The following is a 26,582-nucleotide window of genomic DNA, read 5'->3' as shown; positions in this document are numbered from 1 at the left end:
CGGCGTATCCGGGCGGGAACCGACGTCACGGTAGCACGGCCGGATTTGATAAATCTTGCGGAAATGCGTAGGAGGCCGACGAATCGCACCCTATTTATTTCGACGAAATGGGGTCTTGCCCCTCCCAGATCTAGAACTAAAGTTAAAGACGGTGAAATCGGGTGATCGCGTCATTTTTCTCGGGTAAGTTGCTCCGTCGGGGCAGCACGCTTTTCGAAGTACGCAGGTAGTTCGTCGATGTTCAATCGCAACACCACGTTTTCGGGAGAAGAAGAAATGGATGCTTCCAGCTTCATCACGTCGCTGCAGACCACGCTAGGGGGGTATCTGCCAAAGATCGCCGGCGCGATCGGCATCCTGGTGATCGGCTGGCTGATCGCCGTCGTGGTGCGGGCCGGCGCGATGCGCCTGTTGAGCGCGCTGAAGGTCGATCAGCGGATCAACGAAAGCACCGGCCAGGGCGCCTGCGTCGAGCGCGTCATCGCGGGCGGCCTGTTCTGGCTCGTGCTGCTCGTCACCGCGGTGGGCATCTTCAACGTGCTCAACCTGTACGCGGTGTCCAACCCGTTCTCGCTGCTCGTCACCCACATCGTCAACTACCTGCCGAACCTGATCGGCGGCGCGGCGCTGACGCTGATCGCGTGGCTCATCGCGTCGCTGCTGCGCAGCCTCGCGAACCGCGCGCTGAAGGCGAGCAAGATCGACGACAAGCTGTCCGAAGGCGCCGGCATGCAGCCGATGACCGGCTATCTCGGCGACGTGCTGTTCTGGCTCGTGATCCTGATGTTCCTGCCGGCGATCCTCGGATCGTTCGCGCTGTCCGGGTTGCTGTCGCCGGTGCAGGGGATGGTCGACAAGCTGCTCGCGATCGTGCCGAACATTTTCGCGGCCGCGGTGATCGGCATCGTCGGCTGGATCGTCGCGCGCGTGCTGCGCGGCCTCGTGACGAACCTGCTCGTCGCCGCCGGCGCCGACCGCCTCACGCAGCGTCTCGACAGCCCGACGCCCGTGCGCGTGTCGAGCCTGGTCGGCACGATCGTCTACGTGTTCGTGTTCGTGCCGACGCTGATCTCCGCGCTCGACGCGCTGAAGATCGACGCGATCTCGGTGCCGGCCACCAACATGCTGAACCAGTTCCTCGGCGCGGTGCCGGACATCGTCGCGGCGATCGTGATCGTGCTGGTGACGTTCTACTTCGCGCGCTTCGTCGCGTCGCTCGCGCAGAAGCTGCTGGAAGCCGCGGGCGCCGACGGGCTGCCGGCCGTGCTCGGCGTCGAGCGCGTGTTCTCGGGGATCCTGCAGCCGTCGGTGCTGGTCGCGCGGCTGATCGTGTTCTTCGCGATGCTGTTCGCGTCGGTCGAAGCCGCGAACCGGCTCGGCTTCTCGCAGGTGCGCGACGTCGTCACGCTGTTCATCGAATTCGGCGGCCACGTGCTGATGGGCGGCGTGATCCTCGTGATCGGCGTGTGGCTCGCGGGTCTCGCGCGCCGCGTGATCGAGCAGGCCGACCGCGAGCACAGCGTGCTGTTCGCGCGCATCGCGCAATTCGCGATCCTGGGCCTCGTGTTCGCGATGGGGCTGCGCGCGATGGGCATCGCGAACGAGATCGTCCAGCTCGCCTTTGGCCTCGTGCTCGGCGCGATCGCGGTGGCGGTGGCGCTGTCGTTCGGCCTCGGCGGCCGCGAAGCGGCCGGCAAGCTGCTCGACCGCTGGTTCAACCAGCGCGGCGGCGGCCAGTAACGCCACCGTCGCGCATCCGTCCGGCCGCGCTGCATGGCCGGACGGCGTTGCCGCCTCGTATGTATCCGGATGGGCGGGAACGGCACGCGACAGCGTCCGCTCGTGCGGCGCCGCCAGCGTCCGGCTGTCGGCGTTCGGCGGAGGCTGCCGCTGTGCCGCCTGCGGCGTGTCGGCTTCGTCAGCCGTTCCGTGTCGGCATTTCTGCAAGCGAAATGTCAGCCGCGATCTTTGCCGAATTTCGATAACACGTCGTTTAATGACTCTCTAGCATCGATTCTCAGTCGCGCAGGCCGGCAGGCATGGCGCCTTTGAGGAGAGAGTCCGATGAAAGCAGAGTCGAATGGCCGGCGCGCCGCCGGCGCCAAGTCGTCCGGCCAGCCCGCGCTGCAGCAGACGCTCGGGACCTGGCAACTGTGGGGCATCGCGGTCGGCCTCGTGATTTCCGGCGAGTACTTCGGCTGGAGCTACGGCTGGGCGAGCGCCGGCACGCTGGGCTTCGTCGTCACCGCGTTGTTCGTCGCGGCGATGTACACCACCTTCATTTTCAGTTTCACCGAGCTGACGACGTCGATCCCGCATGCGGGCGGCCCGTTCGCGTATGCGCGCCGGGCGTTCGGCCCGACCGGCGGCTATCTCGCCGGTGCGGCGACACTCGTCGAGTTCGTGTTTGCGCCGCCCGCGATCGCGCTCGCGATCGGCGCGTACCTGCACGTGCAGTTCCCCGGCCTCGAGCCCAAGCATGCGGCGATGGGCGCGTATCTCGTGTTCATGGCGCTAAACATCGTCGGCGTGCAGATCGCGGCGACCTTCGAGCTGGTCGTCACGCTGCTCGCGATCTTCGAGCTGCTGGTGTTCATGGGCGTCGTGTCGCCGGGCTTCGCGTGGAGCAACTTCATGAAGGGCGGCTGGTCGGGCGCCGATCATTTCAGCGTGGGCGCGTTCCACGGGATGTTCGCGGCGATCCCGTTCGCGATCTGGTTCTTCCTCGCGATCGAAGGCGTCGCGATGGCCGCCGAGGAAGCGAAGAACCCGAAGCGCTCGATCCCGATCGCGTACGTGGCCGGGATCCTGACCCTCGTTGCACTGGCGATCGGCGTGATGGTATTCGCCGGCGGCGCGGGCGACTGGACCAAGCTCGCGAACATCAACGATCCGCTGCCGCAGGCAATGAAGTACATCGTCGGCGCGAACAGCGGCTGGATGCACATGCTCGTGTGGCTGGGATTGTTCGGGCTGGTCGCGTCGTTCCACGGGATCATCCTCGGCTATTCGCGCCAGATCTTCGCGCTGGCCCGCGAAGGCTACCTGCCCGAATGGCTCGGGAAGGTGCATCCGCGCTTCAAGACGCCCCATCGCGCGATCCTCGCGGGCGGCGTGGTCGGGATCGCGGCGATCTACAGCGACGAGCTGATCCAGTTCGGCGGGCAGACGCTGACCGCGAATATCGTGACGATGTCGGTATTCGGTGCGATCGTGATGTATATCGTGAGCATGGCGTCGCTGTTCAAGCTGCGCCGCTCGCAGCCGAACATGGCGCGGCCGTTCCGCGCGCCGCTGTACCCGATGTTCCCCGCGTTCGCGATCCTGGCCGCGTTCGTCTGCCTCGGCACGATGATTTACTTCAACGGGCTGGTCGCGCTGGTGTTCCTCGGCTTCCTCGCGTTCGGCTACGCGTACTTCCTCGCGACGCGTTCGCAGCGTGCGAGTGCGCCGGGCGACGTGCTGCTGGAGGAGTGAGCAGGTGCAGGTGAACGGCCGTTCCTGACGGCATCCGGCGCGCCCCGTCGAACGGGCGCGCCGTCGGCTTTAGGCAAGGAGATTCGCAGATGTCCTATACGGAGACGATCGGTCCGCGCACGTACCGTTTCGCGGACCTGAAGACGCTGCTCGCGAAGGCGAGCCCGCTGCGTTCCGGCGACCAGCTCGCCGGTGTCGCGGCGGCGAGCGAGGAGGAGCGCGTCGCCGCGAAGATCGCGCTCGCGGGCGTGCCGCTGAAGGCGTTCCTGAACGAAGCGGTGATCCCGTATGAAGACGACGAGGTCACGCGCCTCATCGTCGACGATCACGATGCGGCTGCCTTCGCGGAAATCTCGCACCTCACCGTCGGCGATTTCCGCAACTGGCTGCTGTCGCCGGCCGCTGACGGCGCGGCGCTCGAACGGATCGCGCCGGGGCTCACGCCCGAGATGGTCGCGGCCGTGTCGAAGCTGATGCGCAACCAGGACCTGATCGCGGCGGCGAGGAAGCGCCGCGTCGTCACGCGCTTTCGCAACACGGTCGGGCTGCCGGGCCGGATGTCGGTGCGGCTGCAGCCGAACCACCCGACCGACGACGTGAAGGGTATCGCCGCGTCGATGCTCGACGGGCTGATGTACGGCTGCGGCGACGCGATGATCGGCATCAACCCGGCCACCGACAGCCTCGCGGCGATCGTGAAGCTGCTCGCGATGATCGACGGCTTCCGTGAGCGCTACGGCGTGCCGACGCAGTCGTGCGTGCTCACGCACGTGACCAACACGATCGCGGCGGTCGAGAAGGGGGCGCCGGTCGATCTCGTGTTCCAGTCGATCGCGGGCACCGAGAAGGCGAACGCGAGCTTCGGCATCTCGCTCGCGCTGCTCGGCGAGGCGCGCGAGGCCGCGTTGTCGCTCAAGCGCGGCACGGTCGGCAACAACCTGATGTACTTCGAGACGGGGCAAGGCAGCGCGCTGTCGGCGAACGCGCACTTCGGCGTCGACCAGCAGACCTGCGAAGTGCGCGCGTATGCGGTGGCGCGCAAGTTCGACCCGTTTCTCGTGAACACGGTGGTCGGCTTCATCGGGCCGGAATATCTGTACGACGGCAAGCAGATCATCCGCGCGGGGCTCGAGGATCACTTCTGCGGGAAGCTGCTCGGCGTGCCGATGGGCTGCGACATCTGCTACACGAATCACGCGGAAGCCGACCAGGACGACATGGACACGCTGCTGACGCTGCTCGGTGCGGCCGGCATCAACTTCATCATGGGGATTCCGGGCGCGGACGACGTGATGCTGAACTACCAGAGCACGTCGTTCCACGACCAGCTGTACGTGCGGGAGGTGCTCGGCCTGCGCCGCGCGCCGGAATTCGAGGAGTGGCTGGAGACGATGGAGATCGCCGACGCGCACGGCGCGTTGCGCGCCGCGACGTCGCGCGCGCCGCTGCTCGCGGGCGCGAACGACTGGATGGGGATTTCGGCATGAGCGACGCCGTCGAAAAGAACCCGTGGGCGCAGCTGAAGTCGTTCACCAACGCGCGGATCGCGCTCGGCCGCGCGGGCAACAGCCTGCCGACGGCGCCGCTGCTCGCGTTCAACCTGTCGCATGCGCAGGCGCGCGACGCGGTGCACCAGCCGCTCGACGTGGGCGCGCTGCGGCGGGAGATCGAGGCGGCCGGCCTGCTGCCGACGCTCGGTGTGCAGAGCGCCGCGCCGGACCGCGACCACTATCTGCGCCGGCCCGATCTCGGCCGCAAGCTGTCGGACGACAGCCGCGGCCTGCTTGCCGGCTACGGCGCGGCGCTCGATGATGCGCCCGACGTCGTGTTCGTGGTCGGCGACGGGTTGTCGGCGTTCGCGGCCGCGAAACAGGCGCTGCCGTTGCTGCAAGCCGTGCGGCCGCGGCTCGATGCGGACGGCTGGCGGATCGGCCCGGTGGTGGTCGCGACGCAGGCGCGCGTCGCGCTCGGCGACGAGATCGGCGAGTTGCTGCGTGCGAAGGTCGTCGCGATGCTGATCGGCGAACGGCCGGGGCTCAGCTCGCCGGACAGCCTTGGCGTGTACCTGACCTGGGCGCCGAAGGTCGGCTGCCACGACGCATTGCGCAACTGCATCTCGAACGTGCGGCCCGAAGGGCTGTCGTACGCGGGGGCCGCGCACAAGCTGCATTACCTGATGACGCACGCGCGACGGCTCGGGCTGACGGGCGTCGGGCTGAAGGACGACAGCGATGCGTTGCTGCCGCAGGCGGAGGCGGAGCGGATCGGGGCGGATTGACAAGGGCCATGCGCGGGCTGCCGCGTGACGGGGTTCGAGCCGTTCGTGCGGCTACCTGAACAACCGCTCGCACAGAAAATCGACGAACACGCGCAGCTTCGGCGACAACTGCCGGCTCGACGGCCACACGATCGAGAATTGCCCCGGCGCGATCCGGTAGTCGTCGAGCACGGTGACGAGCGTGCCCTGCTCCAGCGCGTCGCGCGCGAGGAAGTCGGGCATGTAGCCGATGCCGAGCCCCGCGAGCACGGTGCCGCGCAGTGCTTCCATGTTGTTGCAGGTCAGCGCGGTGCGCAGCTTCAGCGGCGTGCCGTCGTCGGCCGCGAGCGCCCAGTCCTGCAGCTTGCCGGTGGTCGGGAAGCAGTAGCGCACGCATTCGTGCGCTTCGAGATCGCGCGGCGTGCGCGGCGTGCCGGCCTGCGCGAGATACGCGGGCGTCGCGCACAGCACGAACGCGAACGGGCCGAGCCGCCGCGACATCAGGCTCGAATCCGACAGCGGGCCGCTGCGGATCACCGCGTCGAAGCCGCCTTCGACGACGTCCACCATCCGGTCGTTGAAATCGAGATCGAGCTCGACGTCCGGATAGCGCTGCCGGAATTCGGGCAGGACCGGCAGCAGGAACCGGTAGCCGATCACGGGCAGGCTCACGCGCAGCCTGCCGCGCGGGCGCTGCGCGGAGGCCGTCACGGTCGCTTCCGCGTCGCGGAAATCCTCGAGGATCCGCTGGCAGCGTTCGTAGAAGTGCCGCCCCTCTTCGGTGAGCGTGACGCGCCGCGTCGTGCGGTTGAACAGCCGCACGCCGAGCGACTGCTCGAGTTTCGCGATCGTCTTGCCGACCGCCGACGCCGAGATGCCGAGCGCGCGGCCGGCCGCGACGAAGCTCAAGGCTTCCGCGGTGCGGACGAAGGCGACGATGCCGGTCAGGTTGTCCATCGAATCGAAGGTGTGCGTCGACGCACGTGGCCGAGTGAATTACGGAATTTTAGTCCGTTATATGCGGAGCTTTGCGTGGTTTTTCGCGGATTGAATCGGATTTATCTTCTGTCGCTCTGACGGCGCATCCGCGCCGGCTTTTCGAGGAGCGATGATGGATCACCCTTTTTCGGCCGCTTCGGACCCGTCGGCACGTCGGCGCGCATGGGTGCTGGCCGCCGTCTGCCTGGCCGCCGTCGCGCTGCCGCTGTCGTTTTCGGGCGGCGCCGTCGCGACGCCCGCGATCGGCCGCGACCTGCACGGCGGGACGGTCGCGATGAACTGGATCACCAACGCGTTCATGCTCGCGTTCGGCAGTTTCCTGATGGCGGCCGGCGCGCTGGCCGACCAGTTCGGCCGCAAGCGCCTGTTCGCGATCGGTGTCGGCGGCTTCACGCTGATGTCAGTCGCGCTCGCGTTCGCGCCGTCGATGCTCGCGGTCGACCTGCTGCGCGCCGCACAAGGGCTCGCGGCGGCCGCGGCGCTTGCGGGCGGCACGGCCGCGCTCGCGCAGGAATTCGACGGTGCGGCGCGCACGCGGGCATTCAGCCTGCTCGGCACGACCTTCGGCGTTGGGCTCGCGTTCGGGCCGGTGCTGGCCGGCGCGCTGATCGGGCATCACGGCTGGCGCGCGATCTTCGTGACGAGCGCGGTGGCCGGCGGGCTGTCGCTCGTAGTCGGGCTGCCGCGCATGCACGAGTCGCGCGACCCGCATGCGACGGGGCTCGACTGGCCCGGCACGGCCGCGTTCACCACCGCGCTGACGCTGTTCACGTTCGGCGTGATCGAGGCGCCCGCGCGCGGCTGGACGAGCCCGCTGGTGATCGCGCTGCTGGCAGGCGCGGCGCTCGGCGCGTGGGCGTTCGTCGCGATCGAGACGCGCGTCGCGCGACCGATGCTCGACCTGTCGCTGTTCCGGATCGCGCGCTTCGTCGGCGTGCAGGTGCTGCCGGTGTCGACCTGCTGCTGCTATATCGTGCTGCTCGTCGTGCTGCCGCTGCGCTTCATCGGCATCGACGGCTTCAGCGAGATCGACGCCGGCTGGCTGATGCTCGCGATTTCCGCGCCGATGCTGATCGTGCCGCTCATCGCGGCGACGCTCACGCGCTGGCTGTCGGCCGGCATGATCTCGGGGTTCGGGCTCCTGATCGCGGCAGCCGGGCTCGTGTGGCTGGGCATTGCGCTGCGCGGCGGCGCGGGGGCCGCGGCGATCGCGCCGATGGTGACGATCGGCGTCGGCGCCGGGATGCCGTGGGGGCTGATGGACGGGCTGTCGGTGAGCGTCGTGCCGAAGGAGCGCGCGGGGATGGCGACGGGAATCTTCAGCACGACGCGCGTGGCCGGCGAAGGGATCGCGCTCGCGATCGTGGGTGCGGTGCTGGCTGGGCTGGCGCGGACGGGGCTGACGCAGGCGGCGGATGCCGCCGGCACGCCCGACGCGACGCTGCGTGCGGCGGCGCGGCTCGCAACCGGTGATCTCGCGGGTGCTGCGGCTGCGTTGCCGGGTGTCGGGCACGCCGCGCTGCTCGCGAGTTACACGCATGCGTTCGATCGGTTGTTGATCGGGCTGGCGGTCGTGACGGTGCTGTGTGCGGGGGTGGTGTTCGCGTTTCTGGGCGGGCGACAGGCGGTGACTGAAACGGATGACGACACCGACGAGCACGCGCATGCCGACGTGCCGATGCGCAACCGGATCGAACCGGCTGGTGCGGAGACGCACGCGCGTTGAGCCTCGCGTCGTCGCGCACGGGCGCTTCGGCCACGGCGGCCGGCGCGTCGTCCGGGTTCGTCATCGCCGCATTCGCACGCGGACGATCCGCCTTGCCCCTCAAGCCAGCACCAGCGGCGGCAGCGTCGCATTCGCCCGTGCCTGCGCATGCGCCACTTCAACCACCACATAGCGCCGCGCATCGGGCCACAGATGCGCACGGCTTCCCGCCTCCTCGTCGATGGTCGCGCGACCCTGCACGAGCCAGGTCGTCTGCCGCACGAAGTCGACGAACAGCAGCGCGATGGCCGGATTCACCAGCAGGTTGCCGATCGTGTTGAACAGGTTGTTGCCCGCGAAGTCGGGCAGCACGAGCGTGCGGCGGTCGGGCAGGTCGACGAGCGGCTCGAACGAGCCGTCCGCGCGTGGCTGGCGGCCGCGGTACGAGCAGTCGCTGTTGCCGGCCGCGTCGGCGGTCGCGACGATCAGGAACGCCTGCTCGCGGATGAACGCGATGGCGTCGTCGGTCAGGGGGCCGCGGTCGTCCATGGTGTCGGTCGGCGCACATGCCGTTGCGTGGGAATGCGCAGGGCGCACGCAAGCGACATGCCACGCGGCACGGCCTGCCTCGGCGCGTAGAGGCGCCCGCGCACTGTGGAGATTTCGAACACCGTCCCGGCGCGCTGCGCAACCAGGCTGTTCCGAATCGGCACACCCGCCATGCTGCGTCGGTGAACACGGCACGGTGCGCATGCGGGCCGGCCGTGGTTGCCGTGCTTCCGTCCTGTTTGGCACGCATGTTGCGTAAGCGAGGGCAGCGCAATTCCAACCGGCGCTGTACTCACACAAGCACGATGAACAGGAGACATGTATGAACCCGTTTGACCTGAAGCAACTGGGCCTCGACGTCGAATACCCGTACCGTCAGCAATACGACAACTACATCGGCGGCAAGTGGGTTCCGCCGGTGAAAGGTGAGTACTTCGAGAACGTGTCGCCGATCAACGGCCAGCCGTTCTGTCGCATCCCGCGCTCGGGCGCCGACGACATCGAGCTCGCCCTCGACGCCGCGCACGCCGCACGCCGCAAGTGGGGCAAGACGTCGGTCGCCGAGCGCGCGAACCTGCTGCTCGCCGCCGCCGACCGAATGGAAAAGAACCTGAAGCTGCTGGCCGTGGCCGAGACGATCGACAACGGCAAGCCGCTGCGCGAGACGATGGCGGCCGACCTGCCGCTCGCGATCGACCACTTCCGCTATTTCGCGGGCTGCATCCGCGCGCAGGAAGGCGGTATCTCCGAAATCGACGACAACACCGTCGCGTACCACTTCCACGAGCCGCTCGGCGTCGTCGGCCAGATCATCCCGTGGAACTTCCCGCTGCTGATGGCCGCGTGGAAGCTCGCGCCGGCGCTCGCGGCCGGCTGCTGCGTGGTGATGAAGCCGGCCGAGCAGACGCCCGCGTCGGTGCTGGTGCTGATGGAACTGATCGGCGACCTGTTCCCGGCCGGCACGATCAACATCGTGAACGGCTTCGGCAAGGAAGCGGGCGAAGCGCTCGCGACCAGCAAGCGCATCGCGAAGATCGCGTTCACGGGCTCGACGCCGGTCGGCAAGCACATCCTGCGCGCCGCGGCCGACAGCCTGATCCCGTCGACGGTCGAACTGGGCGGCAAGAGCCCGAACATCTTCTTCGCCGACGTGCTCGACCAGGACGACGCGTTCCTCGACAAGGCGCTCGAAGGGCTCGCGATGTTCGCGCTGAACCAGGGCGAAGTGTGCACGTGCCCGTCGCGGATCCTGATCCAGGAATCGATCTACGAGAGGTTCATCGAGAAGGCGGTCGCGCGGGTCGAGCGCATCAAGGCCGGCCATCCGCTCGACCTGCAGACGATGATCGGCGCGCAGGCTTCGCAGCAGCAGCTCGACAAGATCCTGTCGTACATCGACATCGGCCGCGGCGAAGGCGCGCAATGCCTGACCGGCGGCGAGCGCACGGCGCCGGCGGCGGAACTCGGCACGGGCTACTACGTGAAGCCGACGATGCTGCTCGGCAACAACAAGATGCGCGTGTTCCAGGAAGAGATCTTCGGGCCGGTCGCGTCGGTGATGACGTTCAAGGACGAGCAGGACGCGATCGAGCTCGCGAACGACACGTTCTATGGCCTCGGCGCGGGCGTGTGGACGCGTAACGGCACGCGTGCGTACCGGATGGGCCGCGAGGTCGAAGCCGGCCGCGTGTGGACCAACTGCTACCACCTGTATCCCGCGCATGCGGCGTTCGGTGGCTACAAGCAGTCGGGGATCGGCCGCGAGACGCACAAGATGGCGCTGTCGAACTACCAGCAGACGAAGTGCCTGCTGGTGAGCTACCAGGCCGAGGCGCTCGGGTTCTTCTGATCCGTGCGCGGGCGTCCTGGCCGGTCGGCGGCGCGGTATGCGTCGGCCGGTCGGGGCGCCGTCTCGAGCGGCGAAGCTTCGGATACCGGAGGGTCGTCGAACGCGTGTTGCGCCGGGCGACGGTGGCAGCCTGGCCGACGACCGGTGCGCGGATGCGTGCCGCGCGACCGACCGGCGATCCGGAGATTGACCGTTTTAGCCCATTCGCATTCGCAACCGGGTACCGGCCGCGCATGGTCGCGGCCTTCGGCGGAAACGATACCGATGGTCGTTCGATTTCCGCGGCAAGTCGAGCCGGCGCGCCGGACGTAAAACCCCATGTCAGAACCGCCCCGATCCTGGCCGCACCATCCCGTGTTCCACGCAGGTGAACTCGACGCGCATCACCGCTTCGGCGTCGCCGACGAGGCCGAGCGGATGAGCGACGTCGTGACGACGCGGCTGAGCATGGGCGTGCGTCAGTTCATCGAGACGCAGCCATTCATGTTCGTCGCCACGGCGTGCGACGGGCAGGCGGGCGTGACCTGCGACATCGTGCAGAGCCGGCGCGACGCGAACGGCGATCTGCTGCCGGTCGTGCGCGTGATCGATACGAAGACGCTGCGCTTCGTGCTGCCGGCGTACGGCGAGGACGACGGCGGCCGGATTGACGCGGCGCGGTGTCATGGCAGCGGCGTCGGATTGCTGTTCGTCGACTTCGTGCGCGGTCTCCGTTACCGGATCAACGGGCGCGCGACGCTGCGGACGGATCTGGCCGATGCGGACGCGGCGCCGTGGCCGGGCGGCAGCGCGATCGTCGAGCTGGCGGTGACTCAGGCGTACGGCAATTGCGGCACGCGGGTCGTGCGGTTGCGGCCCGCGAACGGTGGCTAGGCGGCCGTCGCGCATGGCCGGGCGGGCACCGCGTACCGGATGCGCCGGCGCGGCGCGTGCCGCACCGACGGGGTGCGTGCGACAAGGCGTTCGGGCATGCCCGCATGGCGCGTTCGTGCCGCGCAGCGTCGAATGACGGACTTTGCGCGGGTCGCGCGCTGTTCGGCACGGGACTTGCGTGGCAGGTGCGGTTCCGGGCAGGTGAGGGAGGACACGATGGACCAATACGTGGCGTGCAGCGAAGAACCGACGGCCGAAGACACGCGGCGCAACGCGCAGGGCGACGATGCGCTGGCCGGGCAGGCGGTCGTCAGCGTCGCGCATGACGCCGACGAGCAGGCGCGCAACCTGATCGGCTGGCGGCAGACCTACGACCAGCTCGCGGCCGGCCGCTTCGTCGGCACATTGACCGAGCTGCCGCTCGACACGATGAAGCTGTTTCGCGAATCGACGAGCCACCTGCTGCGCCAGGCATGCGAGGTGCGCGGCGATGCGTACTGGTTCGGCATTCCGCTCGTGAGCGACGGCACCGCGCGCGTCGATGCGTGCCGCATCGGGCCGGGTGCGCTCGCGTTCCGGCCCGGCAACGTCGAGTTCGAACTGGTGACGCCCGCGCAGTTCTCGATCTACGGTGTGGTCGTGCGCGGCGACGTGCTGCGTCACTACGCGGAAGACGTCGAACACCGCGCGCTCGACGAGCGGCTGTTCACGCAGCGGGTGATGCAGGTCGGCGATGCGCGGCTCGCGCGCCTGTGCGCGCTGCTCGGCCGCCGGCTCGACGGCGCGGTGACGATGGCCGGCCCGCTGGCCGATGCGCAGCGCGATGACTTGCAGGCCGAGGTGCTGGCCGCGCTGTTCGACGTGTGCGCGCAGCCGGCCGACGACGATTCGGGCCGTGCGCCGTCGATGCGCCGCTGGATCGTCGAACAGGCGCGCGACTACGTGCTCGCGCACCGCACGCGCCCGGTCGGCGTGCCTGAGCTGTGCGAGCAGTTGCACGTGAGCCGGCGCACGCTGCAGTACTGCTTCCAGGACGTGCTCGGCATGGCGCCGGCCACCTACCTGCGCACGCTGCGGCTGAACGGCGCGCGGCGTGACTTGTGCGGCCGCGCGGCCGGCTCGGTGCAGGACGTGGCCGAGGCGTGGGGCTTCTGGCATCTCAGCCAGTTCGCGACGGATTACCGGCGGCTGTTCGGCAAGCGGCCGTCGGAGACGCTGCGCGATCGCGCGGTGATGGTGGCGGTGGGGTGAGCGCGGGGCGGTAGGCGAAGCGGTTCTGGTTTAGACGCGGCCTTCGGCTCAGGCTCAGGCGGCGCGTACACGCAGCGACGCTTTCGGCCTCGCAGACGGCCGCCGCACCCTGTCTCCCTATTCGGCCGTAGCCGCCGTTTCGCGCGGCGCGGGCCACGCCAACGCATCCCAGTCGATCGCCCGGTAAGCGGCCTCGACCGCCGCGAGATCGGCCGGCCGCTCGCTGCGATGCATCCCGTGCAATTCGGCAGGCACATCGAGCGCGACCGGCACGCAATGCGGGTAGTCGCGCACGCGCAGCGCCGGCCCGATCGTCGTGAAGCACGCGAGCGTCGGCACGTCGAAACCGTCGGAGAGATGCAGCGCGGCGGTATCGGGCGCGAACAGCAGGGCGGCACCCTTCACCCATGCCATGAACCGGGCCGTATCGTCGGCCGCATCGGCGCTCACGTCGACATAGGCGGGATGGGCGACGGGCCCGAACCCGGCCACCGGCAATCCGTAGCGCTGCGCGAGTTGCTCGACGAACGTTGCCCGCAGCGCGGGCGGCACGCTGCGCAACGCGGTGCTCGCGGTCGGGCAGAACAGCACGTACGGGCGCCGCCATTCCTCGGGCAGCGCAGGCAGCGGCAGCCGCGCGAGCCAGCGGTTGCGCTTGGCCGACGCCGGTACCGACGCGGGCTCCACGCCGAGCGCGTCGAGGAAGAAATCGATCATCGGCAGCCGCGCGAACGCGGGCCAGTACAGGTGATTGCCGACGTCGATGCACGGTGCATCCGCCGGCAGCGTGTCGGCGGGGTACGGCAATGCGCGTGACGGCGCGACGATGTCGGCCGCGAGCGTATACAGCGCCTCGACGTAGCGCGGCGCGCGGGCCGGCCGGTACAGCGTGAAGTGCAGGCCCGGGTGCGCCGCACGCAGCGCGGCGAGAGCGGTGAGCCCGATCACCGAATCGCCGAGCGTCACGCCCATCCCGTTGATCACGTGCACGTGCCGTGCGCGGTCGTAGTCGAGCCGGAACGGCCGGTGCGCGGCGTGCAGCAGCCCGCGTGCGGGCGCGGCCGGCACATGGCCGACGGGATGCGCGCGGCCGCGCTCCAGGTCATAAGGCGCGACGAGCGTGCCGTCCGGCGCGAGCAGCGTGCCGGGGAGCGTGAGCGCGTCGTCGTGCGACAGCGCGACGGCGGGCGGCGCGGCGTGCGTGCCCACCGTCATCCACCGCGTGCGCGGCGGCCCTGTTCGCGGATCTGCTCGAGTGTCGCGGCCGGCGTGCTGGCGTCCTGCGGGATGCGGATCTCGATCAGCGCGGGCAGCCCGCAAGTCAGTGCGCGCTCGAGCGCGGGCGCGAAATCGGCGGTGCGCCCGACGGTCTCCCCATGCGCGCCGAACGCACGCGCATACGCGGCGAAATCGGGATTCGTGAGCCCCGTGCCATGCACGCGCCCCGGGTAGTTGCGCTCCTGATGCATGCGGATCGTGCCGAAATGCCCGTTGTTGACGACGATCACGACGATGTTCAGCCCGTACTGCATCGCGGTCGCGAGCTCGTTGCCGGCCATCATGAAGCAGCCGTCGCCGGCGAGCGCGACGACGGCGCGCGACGGGTACAGCGACTTCGCGGCAAGCGCGGCCGGCACGCCGTAGCCCATCGCGCCGCTGGTCGGCGCGAGCTGCGAGCGGAAGTGCCGGTACGCGAAGTGGCGATGAAGCCAGATCGCATAGTTGCCGGCGCCGTTGGTGAGGATCGCGTCATGCGGCAGGCGCTCGCGCAGCTGCACCATCACGTCGCCGAGCTGGACGTCGCCGGGCATCGGCAGCGGCGCATGCCATTCGCGATACGCGCGGTGCGCGTCGGTGGCCGTGCCGGCCCAGGTGGGGCGCTCGGGCGGCTCGAGTGCGGCGAGCGGCGCGGCGATTTCGGGCATGCCCGACACGATCGGCAGGTCGGCCGCATATACGCGGCCAAGCTCGTCCGCACCCTGGTGCACGTGGATCAGCGTCTGGCGCGTCTTCGGGATGTCGAGCAGCGTGTAGCCGCCGGTCGTCGCTTCGCCGAGGCGCGGCCCGATCACGAGCAGCAGGTCGGCGTCGCGGATGCGCTTCGCGAGCGCGGGGTTGATCCCGAGCCCGACGTCGCCCGCGTAGTTCGGGTGCGCGTTGTCGATTGTGTCCTGGTAGCGGAACGCGCAGGCCACGGGCAACTGCCAGCGCTCGACGAAAGTGCGCAGGTTTGCGCACGCGTCGGGCGTCCAGCCGCTGCCGCCGACGATCGCGAACGGCCGCTCGGCACGCGCGAGCCGCTCGCGCAGTTCGTCGAGCTGCGCGGCCGACGGCGCGGCCGCGACGCGTTTCGCGGCCGGCACGACGGGCTGCGGCGCGCATGCTTCGGACAGCACGTCTTCCGGCAGCGCGAGCACGACCGGGCCGGGGCGGCCGGACGTCGCGACGTGGAACGCATGGCTCAGGTATTCGGGGAGGCGGCGCGGGTCGTCGATCTGCGCGACCCATTTCGCCATCTGGCCGAACATCCGCCGGTAGTCGATTTCCTGGAAGGCTTCGCGGTCGAGGTGCTCGCGCGCGCACTGGCCGACGAACAGGATCATCGGCGTCGAATCCTGGAACGCGGTGTGCACGCCGATCGACGCGTGGGTCGCGCCGGGGCCGCGTGTGACGAACGCGATGCCGGGGCGGCCGGTGAGCTTGCCGACGGCCTCGGCCATGTTCGCGGCAGCCGCCTCGTGGCGGCAGACGACCGTCTGGATGCGCGCGGTGTCGTCCGCCAGCGCATCGAGTACCGCGAGGAAACTCTCGCCCGGCACGCAGAACACGCGTTCGACGTGATTGGCGAGCAACGCATCGACGAGCAGTCGCGCGCCGGTGGTGGCGGGCTGCTCGAGATCCTTGGAATGCGACATGGGCTGCCGTCTCCCTGGGTAGCGGGACGTACAGCTTACGCCCGTTGGGCGGCCCCTGAATAGTGTCGGAACACGTAGGGATTCGGGGCATGCACTACGTTTTCGGCCGAACGGCCAGCTTGTGCGTGCATCCACAACGCAGAAGAATCGAGCGCGATGAATGTCGAGCCGGCCCGCGTGTCGTGGGCGTCAGGGAAGGGGTCCCATCCGTGATGAAAAAAAGGCGCGCCGGCGTTCGCTTCCGAATCGATACCGAGGTACGCGGATGTACACACATGGATTTACATCGTCGGCCAAGCGGATATACTGTACATCCACAGTACATCCGGATGTTGGGGGCGACATGCATACGACGAGGGTATTTCGGAACGGCAACTCTCAGGCCGTGCGAATTCCTGCCGACCTTGCCTATGAACGCAGCGATATCGAACTGGAAATCGAGCGCATGGGTGACGAAATCCGCATTCGGCCGGTGCGGCGGCCTTTGACGAACGTCCTCGAGAAGTTCGCGAAATTCGGGCCGGATTTCATGGCCGAAGGGCGTAGCGACCACGAGCAGGCCGAACGCGAGGGTTTGTGATGCCGCGCTACATGCTCGACACCAACATGTGCATCTACCTGATGAAGAATCAGCCGGAGCAGGTTGCGAGGCGGTTTGCGCAGTGCTACACGGGGGACGTCGTGATGTCGGCGATCACGTACGCCGAACTCGAGTACGGCGTCGCGGCGTGCGCGAGCCCTGCGCGGGAGCGCGGCAATCTTGCCGCGCTGATCGACGACATTCCGGTCGCGCCGTTCGACGTCGCGGCCGCGCAAGCGTATGGTCCGGTCCGCGAGGCAACCCGGGAGCGGAAAAAGGATCACCTCGACAAGCTGATCGCCGCGCATGCGGTGTCGCTCGATGTCGTACTCGTGACCAACAATGAGCGGGATTTTGCGAGCTATCCGGGATTGCGGCTGGAGAACTGGCTGGACGATTGATCAGGGCACGCAGGGCGCCAGAGGGGCATGCGAGACGTCGGATTGTCCCGCATGGCCCTCGGATCCAGCATCAGCACTCGACGATATTCACCGCCAGCCCGCCGCGCGACGTTTCCTTGTACTTCGTCTTCATGTCGGCGCCCGTCTCGCGCATCGTCTTGATCACGGAGTCGAGCGACACGTAGTGAGAGCCGTCGCCGCGCAGCGCCATGCGCGCCGCGTTGACCGCCTTCACCGACGCCATCGCGTTGCGCTCGATGCACGGGATCTGCACCATCCCGCCGACCGGGTCGCAGGTGAGCCCGAGGTTGTGTTCCATCCCGATCTCGGCCGCGTTCTCGACCTGCCGCGGCGTGCCGCCGAGCACGGCCGCGAGCGCGCCGGCCGCCATCGAGCACGCGACGCCCACTTCGCCCTGGCAGCCGACTTCCGCGCCGGAGATCGACGCATTCAGCTTGTAAAGAATGCCGATCGCGGCGGCCGTCAGCAGGAAGTCGATCACGCCCTGTTCGTTCGCGCCGGGCGTGAAGCGCGTGTAGTAGTGCAGCACGGCCGGGATGATGCCGGCCGCGCCGTTGGTCGGCGCGGTGACGACGCGGCCGCCGGCTGCGTTTTCCTCGTTGACCGCGATCGCGTACAGGTTGATCCAGTCGATCATCGACAGCGGATCCTGCAGCGCGCGCTCGGGGCTGCCCGTCAGCGTGCGGTACAACTGCGGCGCGCGGCGCTTGACCTGGAACGGGCCGGGCAGGTTGCCGTCGGCTTCCGGGTTGCCGATCCCGCAGCCGCGCGACACGCACGACTGCATCACGGCCCAGATCTTCAGCAGGCCGTCGCGCGTCTCTTCCTCGGTGTGCCATGCGCGCTCGTTTTCCCACATCAGCTGCGCGATCGACTTGCCGGTCGACTCGGTCAGCGCGAGCAGCTCGGCGCCGGTGCGGAACGGATGGGTCATCTGCTCGGCCGCGCTCAGCACCTTCGTGTTCGGTGCGCCGGCCGTCACGACGAAGCCGCCGCCGACCGACAGGTAGGTGCGCTCGACCAGCACGTTGCCGCTCGCGTCGGACGCACGCAGTTTCATCCCGTTCGGGTGCTCGGGCAGCGCCTGACGGTAGAACGCGATGTTCTCCTTCAGCACGAACGGCACCGGATGCGTGCCGAGCAGCGCGAGCTGCTTCGATTGTCGGATGTCTTCCAGCCGCGCGTCGATCGTGTCGGGATCGACGGTGTCGGGCGCGTCGCCGAGCAGGCCGAGCATCACGCCGCGATCGGTGCCGTGGCCCTTGCCGGTCGCGCCGAGCGAGCCGTACAGCTCGACCTTCACGTGGGCCGTCGCCGCGAGTTGCCCGTCACGCTCGAGTCCCTGGACGAACATCAGCGCCGCGCGCATCGGCCCGACCGTATGCGAACTGGACGGACCGATGCCGATCTTGAAAAGGTCAAAGACGCTGACTGCCATAGTGATTCCTGCCTTGCTTTAAGAATATTGCTAGCGCGCCTGCAATGGCAGGCACGCGGCGAGCCATGCGGGCGGCGTTGGGGAAAGCTGCTGCGCGACGCGGGCATAGCGCCCGTCGAGCCGCGCGGCCAGATGAAAGAGTTCGGTGGCGTTTTTCGGGTCCCACTGCCCCGTGTAGCCCGGCAGGCCGGCCTCGCGGCGCTTCGCATCGAACGCCACCGGCGAATTCACGAATTCCTCGTGCGTTTTTTCGCCGAGCGCATACGGCACGAGCCAGTCGAGCGCGGCCGCGAGCGTCGCGCCGTTCGCGCCGCGTTCGCGCAGCCAGTTGCGGTTGAAGCGGCGCGCGGCGAGCGCGGCCGTCACCAGCGGCTGCAGGTCGTAGACCGCGTAATGCAGCGCATCGCGTTCCTCGAAGTCCCAGGTCTTGCCGTCCGGGCCGATGTTGTCGGCGAGATGCTCGACGAACAGCCGCTGCGCGGCGTTCATCATCTTGCGGTCGCCGAGCGTGAACGCGGACAGCGCGATCAGCTTGATCCGGTGGCTCTGCCAGTTGTTGCGCCACGTGCCCGTGAGCGGACGCTTCTGCGCGTCGATCTGCGCGACATAGCCGGCGCCGAGCTTCGCGATGAACGCGGCCGTCGCGTTGCGGGTCTTCACCGGCAGCGCGCTCGCGGTCATGTCGTACGCGATGATCAGGCTTTCAAAGCGCGTCTCGTCGATCGGGTTGAAGCTCGGCTGGTAGGTCGCGACCCACGCGGACAGGAAGCGGTCGACGAGCTGCAGGTAGCGCGGCGCGTTCGTCACGCGCCACGCGAGTGCGGCATCGCGCATCAGGTCGAGATCCTTCAGCGCGGCGGCACTCTGGTCGTAGATGCCTTCGTGCGGCAGCGTGCCCTCGGTGTGCACGCGCGCCATTGCCTTCGGCTGCTCGCCGATGCGCGCGTCGACGCTGCGGATCAGCGCCTGGATGCCCGGCTCGGCCTGTGTCGTCTCGCTCGCCTGCAGTGCCGGCGCCGCGCAGAAATTCATCGCCGCGCGCGCGCTGCCGGACGCGCCGAGGCCGGCGGCGGCAAACGACAGCGACGCGACGAGCATCGGCACGACGCGGCGCGCGCGCGGCCGCCCTTGCATTGCACCATGGCCCGGAAACATCGGACGCACCATGCGGAACTCCTTCATTGGCTGGATCGCGTGTGATGTTAGCCGGATTGGCGGACGAACGTGAACCGGTTCGAGCGGCGAACAAAAAACCGCACGCAACTCCGGGTTGCGTGCGGTGCGGTCACCATCGGACGGCTCCTGGGCGGGCGCGCGTTATGCGTATTCCGACATCGGCACGCACGAGCAGAACAGGTTGCGGTCGCCGTAGACGTTGTCCGCGCGGCCGACCGGCGGCCAGTACTTGTTCGTGCCCAGCGACGCCACCGGGTACGCCGCCTGCTCGCGCGAGTACGCGTGCGGCCATTCGTTCGCGGTGACGACGGCCGCCGTGTGCGGTGCGTGACGCAGCGGGTTGTCCTCGCGGTCGGCGCGGCCTTCCTCGACGGCGCGGATCTCCTCGCGGATCGCGATCATCGCGGCGATGAAGCGATCGAGTTCTTCCTGCGATTCCGATTCGGTCGGCTCGACCATCAGTGTGCCCGGCACCGGGAAGCTCATCGTCGGCGCGTGGAAGCCGTAGTCCATCAGGCGCTTCGCGACGTCGTCGACGGTGATGCCGCTCGATTCCTTGATCGGACGCAGGTCGAGAATGCACTCGTGCGCGACCAGCCCGCCCGGGCCCGAATACAGCACCGGGTAGTGCGGCGCGAGGCGCTTCGCGATGTAGTTCGCGTTGAGGATCGCGGTTTCCGTCGCGGCGGTCAGGTTCTTCGCGCCCATCATCGCGATGTACATCCACGAGATCGGCAGGATCGACGCCGAGCCGTACGGCGCGGCCGATACCGCGCCGATGCCGTCTTCTTCACGCGTGTAGCCGGTCGAACGCTGGTTCGGCAGGAACTTCGCGAGGTGCGCGCCGACCGCGACCGGGCCGACGCCCGGGCCGCCGCCGCCGTGCGGGATGCAGAAGGTCTTGTGCAGGTTCAGGTGCGACACGTCGCCGCCGAACTGGCCCGGCGCGGTCAGGCCGACCATCGCGTTCATGTTCGCGCCGTCGACGTACACCTGGCCGCCGTGCGCATGGACGATCTCGCAGATCTCGCGGACGTTCTGCTCGAACACGCCGTGCGTCGACGGGTACGTGATCATGATCGCCGCGAGGTCCTTCGCGTGCTGCTCGGCCTTCGCCTTCAGATCGGCGATGTCGACGTTGCCCTGCGCGTCGCATGCAACGACCACGACCTTCATGCCGGCCATGTGCGCGGATGCCGGGTTCGTGCCGTGGGCGGACGCCGGGATCAGGCACACGTCGCGATGGGCTTCGCCGCGCGATGCGTGGTAGGCGTGGATGATCAGCAGGCCCGCGTACTCGCCCTGCGAGCCCGCGTTCGGCTGCAGCGACACGGCCGCGTAGCCGGTGGCCGCGACGAGCATCTGCTCGAGCTGGTCGATCATCTCGCGGTAGCCGACGGTCTGCTCGGCCGGCGCGAACGGGTGGATGCCGCCGAATTCGGGCCACGTGACCGGCAGCATTTCCGACGTCGCGTTCAGCTTCATCGTGCACGAGCCGAGCGGGATCATCGAGCGGTCGAGCGCGAGATCCTTGTCCGACAGGCTGCGCAGGTAGCGCAGCATTTCGGTTTCGGAATGGTGGCGGTTGAACACGTGGTGCGTCAGGTACGCGCTCGTGCGCTCGAGGCCGGCCGGCAGCGCGGGGACGCCGGCGAGGCCCGCGTCCAGCGCGTCGACGGCCGGTGCGGTGCCGCCCGCGGCCTGCGCGAACACGGCGAGGAGATCGGCGAGGTCGTCGCGCGTCGTCGTTTCGTCGACCGATACGCCGACTTGCGTGTCGCTCACGCGGCGCAGGTTGATGCGCTTCGCCTTCGCGAATGCGTGAACCTGCGCGGTGCGCGCGCCGGTGTCGATCGTCAGCGTGTCGAAGAACGTGTCGTTGACGGTCGCGAAGCCGAGCTGCTTCACGCCGGCGGCGAGCAGCGCCGCGATGCGGTTCACGCGCAGCGCGATCGTCTTCAGGCCGTGCGGGCCGTGGTAGACCGCGTACATGCTGGCCATGATGGCGAGCAGTGCCTGCGCGGTACACACGTTCGACGTCGCCTTCTCGCGGCGGATGTGCTGTTCGCGCGTCTGCAGCGCGAGGCGCAGCGCGGGCTTGCCCTGCGCGTCGACCGTCACGCCGACGAGGCGGCCCGGCATCTGGCGCTTGAATTCGTCACGCACCGCGAGATACGCGGCGTGCGGGCCGCCGAAGCCCATCGGCACGCCGAAGCGCTGCGTGTTGCCGATCGCGACGTCCGCGCCCCAGTCGCCCGGCGGCGTGAGCACGGTCAGCGCGAGCAGGTCGGCCGCGACGACCACGTGGCCGCCGGCCGCGTGGATCGCTTCGGTGAGCGCGCGGTAGTCGCGCACGTCGCCGTTCACGCCCGGGTATTGCAGCAGCACGCCGAACGCATTCGCTTGCGCGGCGTCGGCGGCCGGGCCCGTCTTGACCTCGATGCCGACCGGCAGCGCGCGCGTGCGGATCACTTCGAGCGTTTGCGGCAGCACGTCATCGGCGACGTAGAACACGTTCGACGTCGGCTTGCCGGTGCGCTGCAGCAGCGTCATCGCTTCGGCGGCGGCGGTGGCTTCGTCGAGCAGCGACGCGTTCGAGATCGCGAGGCCGGTGAGGTCGGCGACCATCTGCTGGAAGTTCAGGAGCGCCTCGAGGCGACCCTGGGAAATTTCGGGCTGGTACGGCGTGTAGGCCGTGTACCACGCCGGGTTTTCGAGCACGTTGCGCAGGATCACGGCCGGCGTGTGCGTGTCGTGGTAACCCTGACCGATATACGAGCGGAACACCTGGTTCTTGTCCGCGAGAACCCGCAGCGCGGCGAGGGCTTCGGCTTCGCTCTTCGGCTGCGCGAACGGGCCGAGCGGCAGCGTTTCGGCGCGGCGGATCGAGGCCGGGATCACGGCGTCGATCAGGGCGGCGCGCGTCGGGAAGCCGAGCGTGTCGAGCATGGCCTGCTGGCTGGCGGCGTCGGGGCCGATGTGGCGTTCGGCGAACGCGTCGTGCGTTTCGAGCGCGGCGAGCGAGAGGGGCGTGCGGTTCATCAGGCGGTCCGGGTGTTCGAGCTTCATGGCGTTCCTTGGTCGGCCCGGGCGAGCGCTGCAGCGCTCGCCCGGGCCCCATGCTTTGCGGTCGACCCGGGGCGGCGCGTTGGCGCCGGCCCGGGTTCCGCGCGGGGCAGGGCGGCTGACCGGCCCCGCGCGATTCAGGGAGGGTTAGTCGATCAGCTTGCTGTAGGCGGCGGCGTCGAGCAGGCTGTCGGTCGATGCGCCGGCCGCGAGCTTGATCTTGAACAGCCATGCGTCATACGCATCGCCATTCACGTCTTCCGGCGCGTCGGCCACGTCGGTGTTGATCGCGACGACTTCGCCGGTCACGGGCGAATAGATGTCGGACGCGGCTTTCACCGACTCGACGACGCCGATCGCGTCGCCTGCCTTCACCTGCGTGCCGACTTTCGGCAGCTCGAGGAACACGATGTCGCCAAGCGTGTTCTGCGCGTGATCGGTGATGCCGATCGTCAGCGTGCCGTCTGCCTCGGTGCGGATCCACTCGTGTTCGTCGGTGTATTTCAGCTCGGCCGGGACGTTGCTCATCGGATGCTCCTGATTAAAAAGGTGTGTTCGTTCTGCTGGCGCGCCGCCGGGGCGCGCCGGGTGTGGTGTTGCGCCGGGCGCCATCTCCCGGCTTCCCGGGAGGCGGGCCTCCCGGCCGTTACGCAGCGAGGACCTTGCCGTTGCGCACGAACGGCAGTTTTACCACGCGCGCGGGAAGATTCTTGTCTCGAATTTGCACCTGGACCAGGTCGCCGATCTGGACGGCCGCCGGCACGCGCGCGAACGCGATCGATTCCTGCATCGACGGCGAGAACGTGCCGCTCGTGATCTCGCCTTCGCCGTGCGGCGTGACGACCTTCTGGTGCGCGCGCAGCACGCCGCCGGCCTTGCCGTTCTCCTTCTGCAGGATCAGGCCGACGAACGCGGCGCGGGTGCCGTTGGCTTCCAGGGCGGCGCGGCCGACGAAGTCGCGCGGCGCGGAGAGATCGACCGTCCACGCGAGGCCCGCGTCGAGCGGCGAGACGGTGTCGTCCATGTCCTGGCCGTACAGGTTCATGCCGGCCTCGAGGCGCAGCGTGTCGCGCGCGCCGAGCCCGCACGGGCGCACGCCGTTTTGCTGCAGCGCGTTCCACAGCGCTTCGACGTGCACGGCCGGGACGATCACTTCGAAACCGTCTTCACCGGTGTAGCCGGTGCGCGCGACGGTGAGATCGCCGAACGGCGTGCCGGCGACCTGCGCGGCGTTGAACGGCTTCAGTTCGCTGGTGGCGGCACGCGCGGCGGGCACGGTCGCCCAGGCCTTTTCGCGGGCGTTCGGGCCCTGGACGGCGACGATCGCGAAATCGCGGCGCGGCGCGATCGTGACGCCGAAGCCGCCTTGCTCGTTCAGCTGGTTGAACCACGCGATGTCCTTCTCGGCCGTGCCGGCGTTGACGACGACGCGGAAGAATTCTTCGGTGAAGTAGTAGACGATCAGGTCGTCGATGACGCCGCCCTGCGGATTGAGCAGGCACGAGTAGAGGGCCTTGCCGGGCGTCTTGAGCTTGCCGACGTTGTTCGCGATCGCATGCTCGAAGAATGCGCGCACGCGGCTGCCGGTGAAATCGACGACGCACATGTGCGACACGTCGAACATGCCGGCGTCGGTGCGCACGGCTTCATGTTCTTCGATCTGCGAGCCGTAGTTGACGGGCATGTCCCAGCCGCCGAAGTCGACCATGCGGGCATTGAGCGCGCGGTGCGCGGCGTTGAGCGGGGTGTGATTCAGTGCAGTCATCGAGGCCTCAGGCAAGGCGCTTGCGCGCGGATCAGAACGGCCATGTGCCGACCGCCGCGGCCGATGGCCTGCGAGCGATCCGGTACATGCCCCTCTGTCCTCGATACCTGAGAGATTGCGCTGCCGGCCAGGCCTGGCGAACGCGCGCCCCTTCGGTGGGCAGCTTGCCCGCGCAGCGGATGCGCTGCGGGCTACTGCCGCTCTCCAGAGTGCGGGGAGAGTGTGGCCCGCGCAATGCGCGGACGGGATTCCCCGACGCGGTCGGTCCTTTTGCCTGAGAGTTTGCGGGTGTGCCCCTTCGGCGGCGCAACCGGTGCTGAAACAGCCCGGTTACACGCTCTCCCGACGCGTGCGGGCGACTGTACGCGAGCGGGTGGGCCTTGTCAATTTGAGCAAAAGAATGTCGCTTCGCGACAAGCGGCGGCAACCGGTGCCGCCGCTTTTTGCGCTCCGGCGGGCGCCGGTGCGTTACTCGCCGATCGCGCGCGCGGCCGTGTCGAGTTCCTGGTTCAGCACGCGCTGCTCGTCGCCGGACAGGCCGCCGCTGTGCTGCGCGGACATGTCGTTCGATTCCTGGCGGATCACGTCGAGGCGGTGATGAAGCTGCGCGCCGTAGGGCGGCGGGTAGTAGCCGCCGTTCACGCGCGCATCGATGCGGCGGTGCAGGTTGTCGATCCGGCCCTGGATCTGCTGCATCCGCTCGTTCGCGACGACCTGCGGATTGGGCCGCGGCGGGGGCGCCGGGCGGACCGGCTGCTGCGGCTGCACGATACAGGCCGCAAGCGAGGAAACCAGGACGCAGCATGCAGCTGCGCGAATCAACCGTTGCATCAACATTCTCCTGACGGATTGGTGTCGGATCGACTTTTTTGAGAAACGCATCAGACCAGTCTGCCGCTGACTTTCGTTCCTCCGGCATTTGTAACCGAATGTTCCGGCTGATCCCGATGCACCGGCGCCGGCCGGCCGCGACCGGCCGGCGCGCGGTGTCAGATCGTGCGGCGCACGAACGGCAGCCGGCGGCCGTCGTGCTCGCTCTGCGCGGCGAGCTCGATGATCGTCATCACGTCGACGGCGTCCTGCGCGGTGACGGGGAACGGCGCGCCGTCGCGGATCGACGCGGCGAGCGCGCGGTAGAACTCCGCGTACTGGCCATCGAGCGTCGGCACCGGGCGCTCGACCTCGACTTCGCCGTCGAGCACGCGCAGCAGGCCGGGCGGGTTGCCGCCGCCGAATTCGACGTCGTCGGCGGTGAGGCCGGCCTTGAGCTGGTCTTCCTGCGTGTCGAGCCCGAACTTCTGGTAGCTGCCGCGCGTGCCGTGCAGCGTGAAGCGCGCGGGTTCGATCGCCGACAGCGCGCTCGCATGCAGCGCGACGTCCTTGTCCGGATAGCCGAGCTGCAGGTGCACGAAATCGGGCGCCGTGCCGTTGTCGCGGCGCGTCTTGACGCTCGCGCTCACCGTTTCCGGCAGGCCGAACAGCGCGAGCGCCTGGTCGATCAGGTGCGGGCCGAGGTCGAGCAGCAGGCCGCCGCCGCGAGCCGGCTCCTCGCGCCAGCGCGTGCGCGGGGTCGGGCGGAAGCGGTCGAAGTGCGACTCGAAACGGGTGATGCGGCCGAGTTCGCCCGATTTGACGATGTCGCGCACGGTGAGGAAATCGCCGTCCCAACGGCGGTTGTGGAACGGCGCGAACAGCCGGCTGCGCGCGTTCGCGAGGCGCGCGAGCGCGAGCGCCTCGTCGGCGGTGAGCGTCACGGGCTTGTCGACGACCACGTGGCGGCCCGCTTCGAGCACCTGGCGCGCGAGCGCGAAGTGCGTGTCGTTCGGCGTGGCGATCACCACGCACTCGATGTCGTCGAGGCCGAGCAGCGTGTCGAGATCGGGGACGACGCGCGCGGCCGGATACGCCGCCTGCGCGCGATCGGGCTGACCCGTCGCGATCGCGGCGACTTCCGTGCGGCCGCTCGTGGCGATCACGGGCGCGTGGAACGTCGCGCCGGCGAAACCGAAACCCATCAAACCAATCCTGAGCAATGACGACATGGCAATTCCTGGCTGCGAAGGAAACTAAAGGATGGCGCGCCGGGACGGCGCGAGGACGACCGGCTATTTTGGCATGGCGCCGCCGCTTGCACCGGCGCGTTCGGGCGAAATGCGCGATGCGATGCGGCGCTTGCGCAAGGAAAGCCGGCATTTTGCGCGGGCCCGCGTGCCGTGCGCGCGGGGTTGCCTGCCTGGTCCGTGCGACGAACGGCTGCCGA

At 68.8% G+C, this 26,582-nt stretch carries 22 protein-coding genes and 2 riboswitches; of the genes, 11 read left to right on the top strand and 11 right to left on the bottom strand.

Translation table 11 applies throughout. The features are described from left to right. Positions 1-276 precede the first annotated feature (276 nt). The 4 genes from G3N96_RS22595 to eutC all read left to right on the top strand — a co-directional run bounded on the left by G3N96_RS22595 (position 277) and on the right by eutC (position 5,755). Complete coding sequence (locus tag G3N96_RS22595) at positions 277-1,740, top strand: mechanosensitive ion channel (protein WP_124582244.1); 1,464 nt, start codon at positions 277-279, stop codon at positions 1,738-1,740. 324 nt (positions 1,741-2,064) lie between these two features. After that, the gene (gene eat, locus G3N96_RS22590) at positions 2,065-3,477 is read left to right on the top strand and encodes an ethanolamine permease (RefSeq protein WP_206138515.1); all 1,413 of its coding nucleotides are present in this window, start codon (positions 2,065-2,067) and stop codon (positions 3,475-3,477) included. An 89-nt stretch (positions 3,478-3,566) separates the two neighbouring features. Then, entirely contained in the window at positions 3,567-4,964 is a 1,398-nt protein-coding gene (locus tag G3N96_RS22585; protein ID WP_206138514.1) for an ethanolamine ammonia-lyase subunit EutB, read from the top strand. Continuing rightward, positions 4,961-5,755 (top strand): ethanolamine ammonia-lyase subunit EutC, encoded by a 795-nt coding sequence (eutC, locus tag G3N96_RS22580; RefSeq protein ID WP_124582250.1) that lies wholly within the window; start codon positions 4,961-4,963, stop codon positions 5,753-5,755. Before G3N96_RS22585 ends, eutC begins: the two co-directional genes overlap by 4 nt. Positions 5,756-5,806: 51 nt before the next feature. On the opposite strand, the gene G3N96_RS22575 is transcribed toward eutC, so the two are convergent. Next, positions 5,807-6,691: a LysR family transcriptional regulator gene (locus tag G3N96_RS22575; RefSeq protein ID WP_124582252.1), complete on the bottom strand. Its 885-nt coding sequence runs from the start codon at positions 6,689-6,691 to the stop codon at positions 5,807-5,809. Between the two features lie 154 nt (positions 6,692-6,845). Here G3N96_RS22575 and G3N96_RS22570 point away from each other — a divergent pair, with 154 nt between their 5' ends. Next, positions 6,846-8,459, top strand: a complete 1,614-nt coding sequence (locus tag G3N96_RS22570; protein WP_206138513.1) for an MFS transporter — start codon at positions 6,846-6,848, stop codon at positions 8,457-8,459. 99 nt (positions 8,460-8,558) lie between these two features. On the opposite strand, the gene G3N96_RS22565 is transcribed toward G3N96_RS22570, so the two are convergent. Then, a complete protein-coding gene (locus tag G3N96_RS22565; RefSeq protein WP_346778906.1) occupies positions 8,559-9,182 on the bottom strand; it encodes a pyridoxamine 5'-phosphate oxidase family protein in 624 nt (207 codons plus the stop codon). Positions 9,183-9,309: 127 nt separating this feature from the next. On the opposite strand from G3N96_RS22565, the gene G3N96_RS22560 reads away from it, so the two are divergent. From G3N96_RS22560 to G3N96_RS22550, 3 genes are all read left to right on the top strand, one after another. Beyond that, positions 9,310-10,836 carry an aldehyde dehydrogenase family protein gene (locus G3N96_RS22560; protein WP_206138512.1) on the top strand — a complete coding sequence of 509 codons (1,527 nt, stop codon included), beginning with the start codon at positions 9,310-9,312 and terminating at the stop codon, positions 10,834-10,836. 318 nt (positions 10,837-11,154) lie between these two features. Continuing rightward, entirely contained in the window at positions 11,155-11,709 is a 555-nt protein-coding gene (locus G3N96_RS22555) for a hypothetical protein (protein WP_206138511.1), read from the top strand. A 216-nt stretch (positions 11,710-11,925) separates the two neighbouring features. Continuing rightward, positions 11,926-12,960 (top strand): helix-turn-helix domain-containing protein, encoded by a 1,035-nt coding sequence (locus G3N96_RS22550; protein ID WP_124582259.1) that lies wholly within the window; start codon positions 11,926-11,928, stop codon positions 12,958-12,960. 117 nt (positions 12,961-13,077) lie between these two features. Here the strand turns inward: G3N96_RS22550 and G3N96_RS22545 are convergent, their stop codons facing one another. Both G3N96_RS22545 and G3N96_RS22540 read right to left on the bottom strand, forming a co-directional pair. After that, positions 13,078-14,175, bottom strand: a complete 1,098-nt coding sequence (locus G3N96_RS22545; protein WP_206138510.1) for an ADP-heptose--LPS heptosyltransferase — start codon at positions 14,173-14,175, stop codon at positions 13,078-13,080. Beyond that, on the bottom strand, positions 14,172-15,875 hold the full coding sequence (locus tag G3N96_RS22540) for a thiamine pyrophosphate-binding protein (RefSeq protein ID WP_206138509.1): 1,704 nt from the start codon (positions 15,873-15,875) through the stop codon (positions 14,172-14,174). The genes G3N96_RS22545 and G3N96_RS22540 overlap by 4 nt, the downstream gene beginning before the upstream one ends. 343 nt (positions 15,876-16,218) lie before the next feature. Here G3N96_RS22540 and vapB point away from each other — a divergent pair, with 343 nt between their 5' ends. Beyond that, positions 16,219-16,455, top strand: coding sequence for a type II toxin-antitoxin system VapB family antitoxin (gene vapB, locus G3N96_RS22535; RefSeq protein WP_206138508.1), 237 nt, complete (start codon positions 16,219-16,221; stop codon positions 16,453-16,455). Further along, positions 16,455-16,856 carry a type II toxin-antitoxin system VapC family toxin gene (locus G3N96_RS22530; RefSeq protein WP_124582267.1) on the top strand — a complete coding sequence of 134 codons (402 nt, stop codon included), beginning with the start codon at positions 16,455-16,457 and terminating at the stop codon, positions 16,854-16,856. The genes vapB and G3N96_RS22530 overlap by 1 nt, the downstream gene beginning before the upstream one ends. A 70-nt stretch (positions 16,857-16,926) precedes the next feature. On the opposite strand, the gene G3N96_RS22525 is transcribed toward G3N96_RS22530, so the two are convergent. The 7 genes from G3N96_RS22525 to G3N96_RS22495 form a co-directional block, all read right to left on the bottom strand. Beyond that, on the bottom strand, positions 16,927-18,315 hold the full coding sequence (locus tag G3N96_RS22525; RefSeq protein WP_206138507.1) for an L-serine ammonia-lyase: 1,389 nt from the start codon (positions 18,313-18,315) through the stop codon (positions 16,927-16,929). Between the two features lie 30 nt (positions 18,316-18,345). Further along, on the bottom strand, positions 18,346-19,482 hold the full coding sequence (locus tag G3N96_RS22520; protein WP_206138506.1) for an alginate lyase family protein: 1,137 nt from the start codon (positions 19,480-19,482) through the stop codon (positions 18,346-18,348). Between the two features lie 150 nt (positions 19,483-19,632). After that, positions 19,633-22,560: an aminomethyl-transferring glycine dehydrogenase gene (gene gcvP / locus G3N96_RS22515; protein ID WP_206138505.1), complete on the bottom strand. Its 2,928-nt coding sequence runs from the start codon at positions 22,558-22,560 to the stop codon at positions 19,633-19,635. Positions 22,561-22,704: 144 nt separating this feature from the next. Further along, positions 22,705-23,085, bottom strand: coding sequence for a glycine cleavage system protein GcvH (gene gcvH / locus G3N96_RS22510; protein WP_206138504.1), 381 nt, complete (start codon positions 23,083-23,085; stop codon positions 22,705-22,707). Between the two features lie 118 nt (positions 23,086-23,203). Then, complete coding sequence (gcvT, locus tag G3N96_RS22505) at positions 23,204-24,322, bottom strand: glycine cleavage system aminomethyltransferase GcvT (RefSeq protein WP_206138503.1); 1,119 nt, start codon at positions 24,320-24,322, stop codon at positions 23,204-23,206. Positions 24,323-24,406: 84 nt separating this feature from the next. After that, a riboswitch (glycine riboswitch) is annotated at positions 24,407-24,540 on the bottom strand. Between the two features lie 33 nt (positions 24,541-24,573). Then, a riboswitch (glycine riboswitch) is annotated at positions 24,574-24,677 on the bottom strand. A 113-nt stretch (positions 24,678-24,790) separates the two neighbouring features. Continuing rightward, positions 24,791-25,153 carry a hypothetical protein gene (locus G3N96_RS22500; RefSeq protein ID WP_011350564.1) on the bottom strand — a complete coding sequence of 121 codons (363 nt, stop codon included), beginning with the start codon at positions 25,151-25,153 and terminating at the stop codon, positions 24,791-24,793. Between the two features lie 158 nt (positions 25,154-25,311). Beyond that, complete coding sequence (locus G3N96_RS22495; protein WP_206138502.1) at positions 25,312-26,364, bottom strand: oxidoreductase; 1,053 nt, start codon at positions 26,362-26,364, stop codon at positions 25,312-25,314. Positions 26,365-26,395: 31 nt separating this feature from the next. Between G3N96_RS22495 and G3N96_RS22490 the strand changes: the two genes are divergently transcribed. Then, positions 26,396-26,582 (top strand): hypothetical protein (locus G3N96_RS22490; RefSeq protein WP_206138501.1); only part of this gene is annotated, 187 nt, incomplete at its 3' end.

This window comes from Burkholderia sp. Se-20373 (assembly GCF_017104705.1).
GTDB lineage: Bacteria > Pseudomonadota > Gammaproteobacteria > Burkholderiales > Burkholderiaceae > Burkholderia.
This window is presented reverse-complemented; position numbering and strand designations above follow the sequence as displayed.

Coding starts and splice junctions, on each gene's coding strand:
- G3N96_RS22540 (WP_206138509.1), bottom strand. CDS start 15,875: ATGTCGCATTCCAAGGATCTCGAGCAGCCCGCCACCACCGGCGCGCGA.
- G3N96_RS22595 (WP_124582244.1), top strand. CDS start 277: ATGGATGCTTCCAGCTTCATCACGTCGCTGCAGACCACGCTAGGGGGG.
- G3N96_RS22575 (WP_124582252.1), bottom strand. CDS start 6,691: ATGGACAACCTGACCGGCATCGTCGCCTTCGTCCGCACCGCGGAAGCC.
- G3N96_RS22570 (WP_206138513.1), top strand. CDS start 6,846: ATGGATCACCCTTTTTCGGCCGCTTCGGACCCGTCGGCACGTCGGCGC.
- G3N96_RS22560 (WP_206138512.1), top strand. CDS start 9,310: ATGAACCCGTTTGACCTGAAGCAACTGGGCCTCGACGTCGAATACCCG.
- G3N96_RS22500 (WP_011350564.1), bottom strand. CDS start 25,153: ATGCAACGGTTGATTCGCGCAGCTGCATGCTGCGTCCTGGTTTCCTCG.
- G3N96_RS22520 (WP_206138506.1), bottom strand. CDS start 19,482: ATGGTGCGTCCGATGTTTCCGGGCCATGGTGCAATGCAAGGGCGGCCG.
- G3N96_RS22550 (WP_124582259.1), top strand. CDS start 11,926: ATGGACCAATACGTGGCGTGCAGCGAAGAACCGACGGCCGAAGACACG.
- G3N96_RS22585 (WP_206138514.1), top strand. CDS start 3,567: ATGTCCTATACGGAGACGATCGGTCCGCGCACGTACCGTTTCGCGGAC.
- vapB (WP_206138508.1), top strand. CDS start 16,219: ATGCATACGACGAGGGTATTTCGGAACGGCAACTCTCAGGCCGTGCGA.
- G3N96_RS22545 (WP_206138510.1), bottom strand. CDS start 14,175: ATGACGGTGGGCACGCACGCCGCGCCGCCCGCCGTCGCGCTGTCGCAC.
- G3N96_RS22530 (WP_124582267.1), top strand. CDS start 16,455: ATGCCGCGCTACATGCTCGACACCAACATGTGCATCTACCTGATGAAG.
- G3N96_RS22555 (WP_206138511.1), top strand. CDS start 11,155: ATGTCAGAACCGCCCCGATCCTGGCCGCACCATCCCGTGTTCCACGCA.
- G3N96_RS22525 (WP_206138507.1), bottom strand. CDS start 18,315: ATGGCAGTCAGCGTCTTTGACCTTTTCAAGATCGGCATCGGTCCGTCC.
- eutC (WP_124582250.1), top strand. CDS start 4,961: ATGAGCGACGCCGTCGAAAAGAACCCGTGGGCGCAGCTGAAGTCGTTC.
- gcvT (WP_206138503.1), bottom strand. CDS start 24,322: ATGACTGCACTGAATCACACCCCGCTCAACGCCGCGCACCGCGCGCTC.
- eat (WP_206138515.1), top strand. CDS start 2,065: ATGAAAGCAGAGTCGAATGGCCGGCGCGCCGCCGGCGCCAAGTCGTCC.
- gcvH (WP_206138504.1), bottom strand. CDS start 23,085: ATGAGCAACGTCCCGGCCGAGCTGAAATACACCGACGAACACGAGTGG.
- G3N96_RS22495 (WP_206138502.1), bottom strand. CDS start 26,364: ATGTCGTCATTGCTCAGGATTGGTTTGATGGGTTTCGGTTTCGCCGGC.
- gcvP (WP_206138505.1), bottom strand. CDS start 22,560: ATGAAGCTCGAACACCCGGACCGCCTGATGAACCGCACGCCCCTCTCG.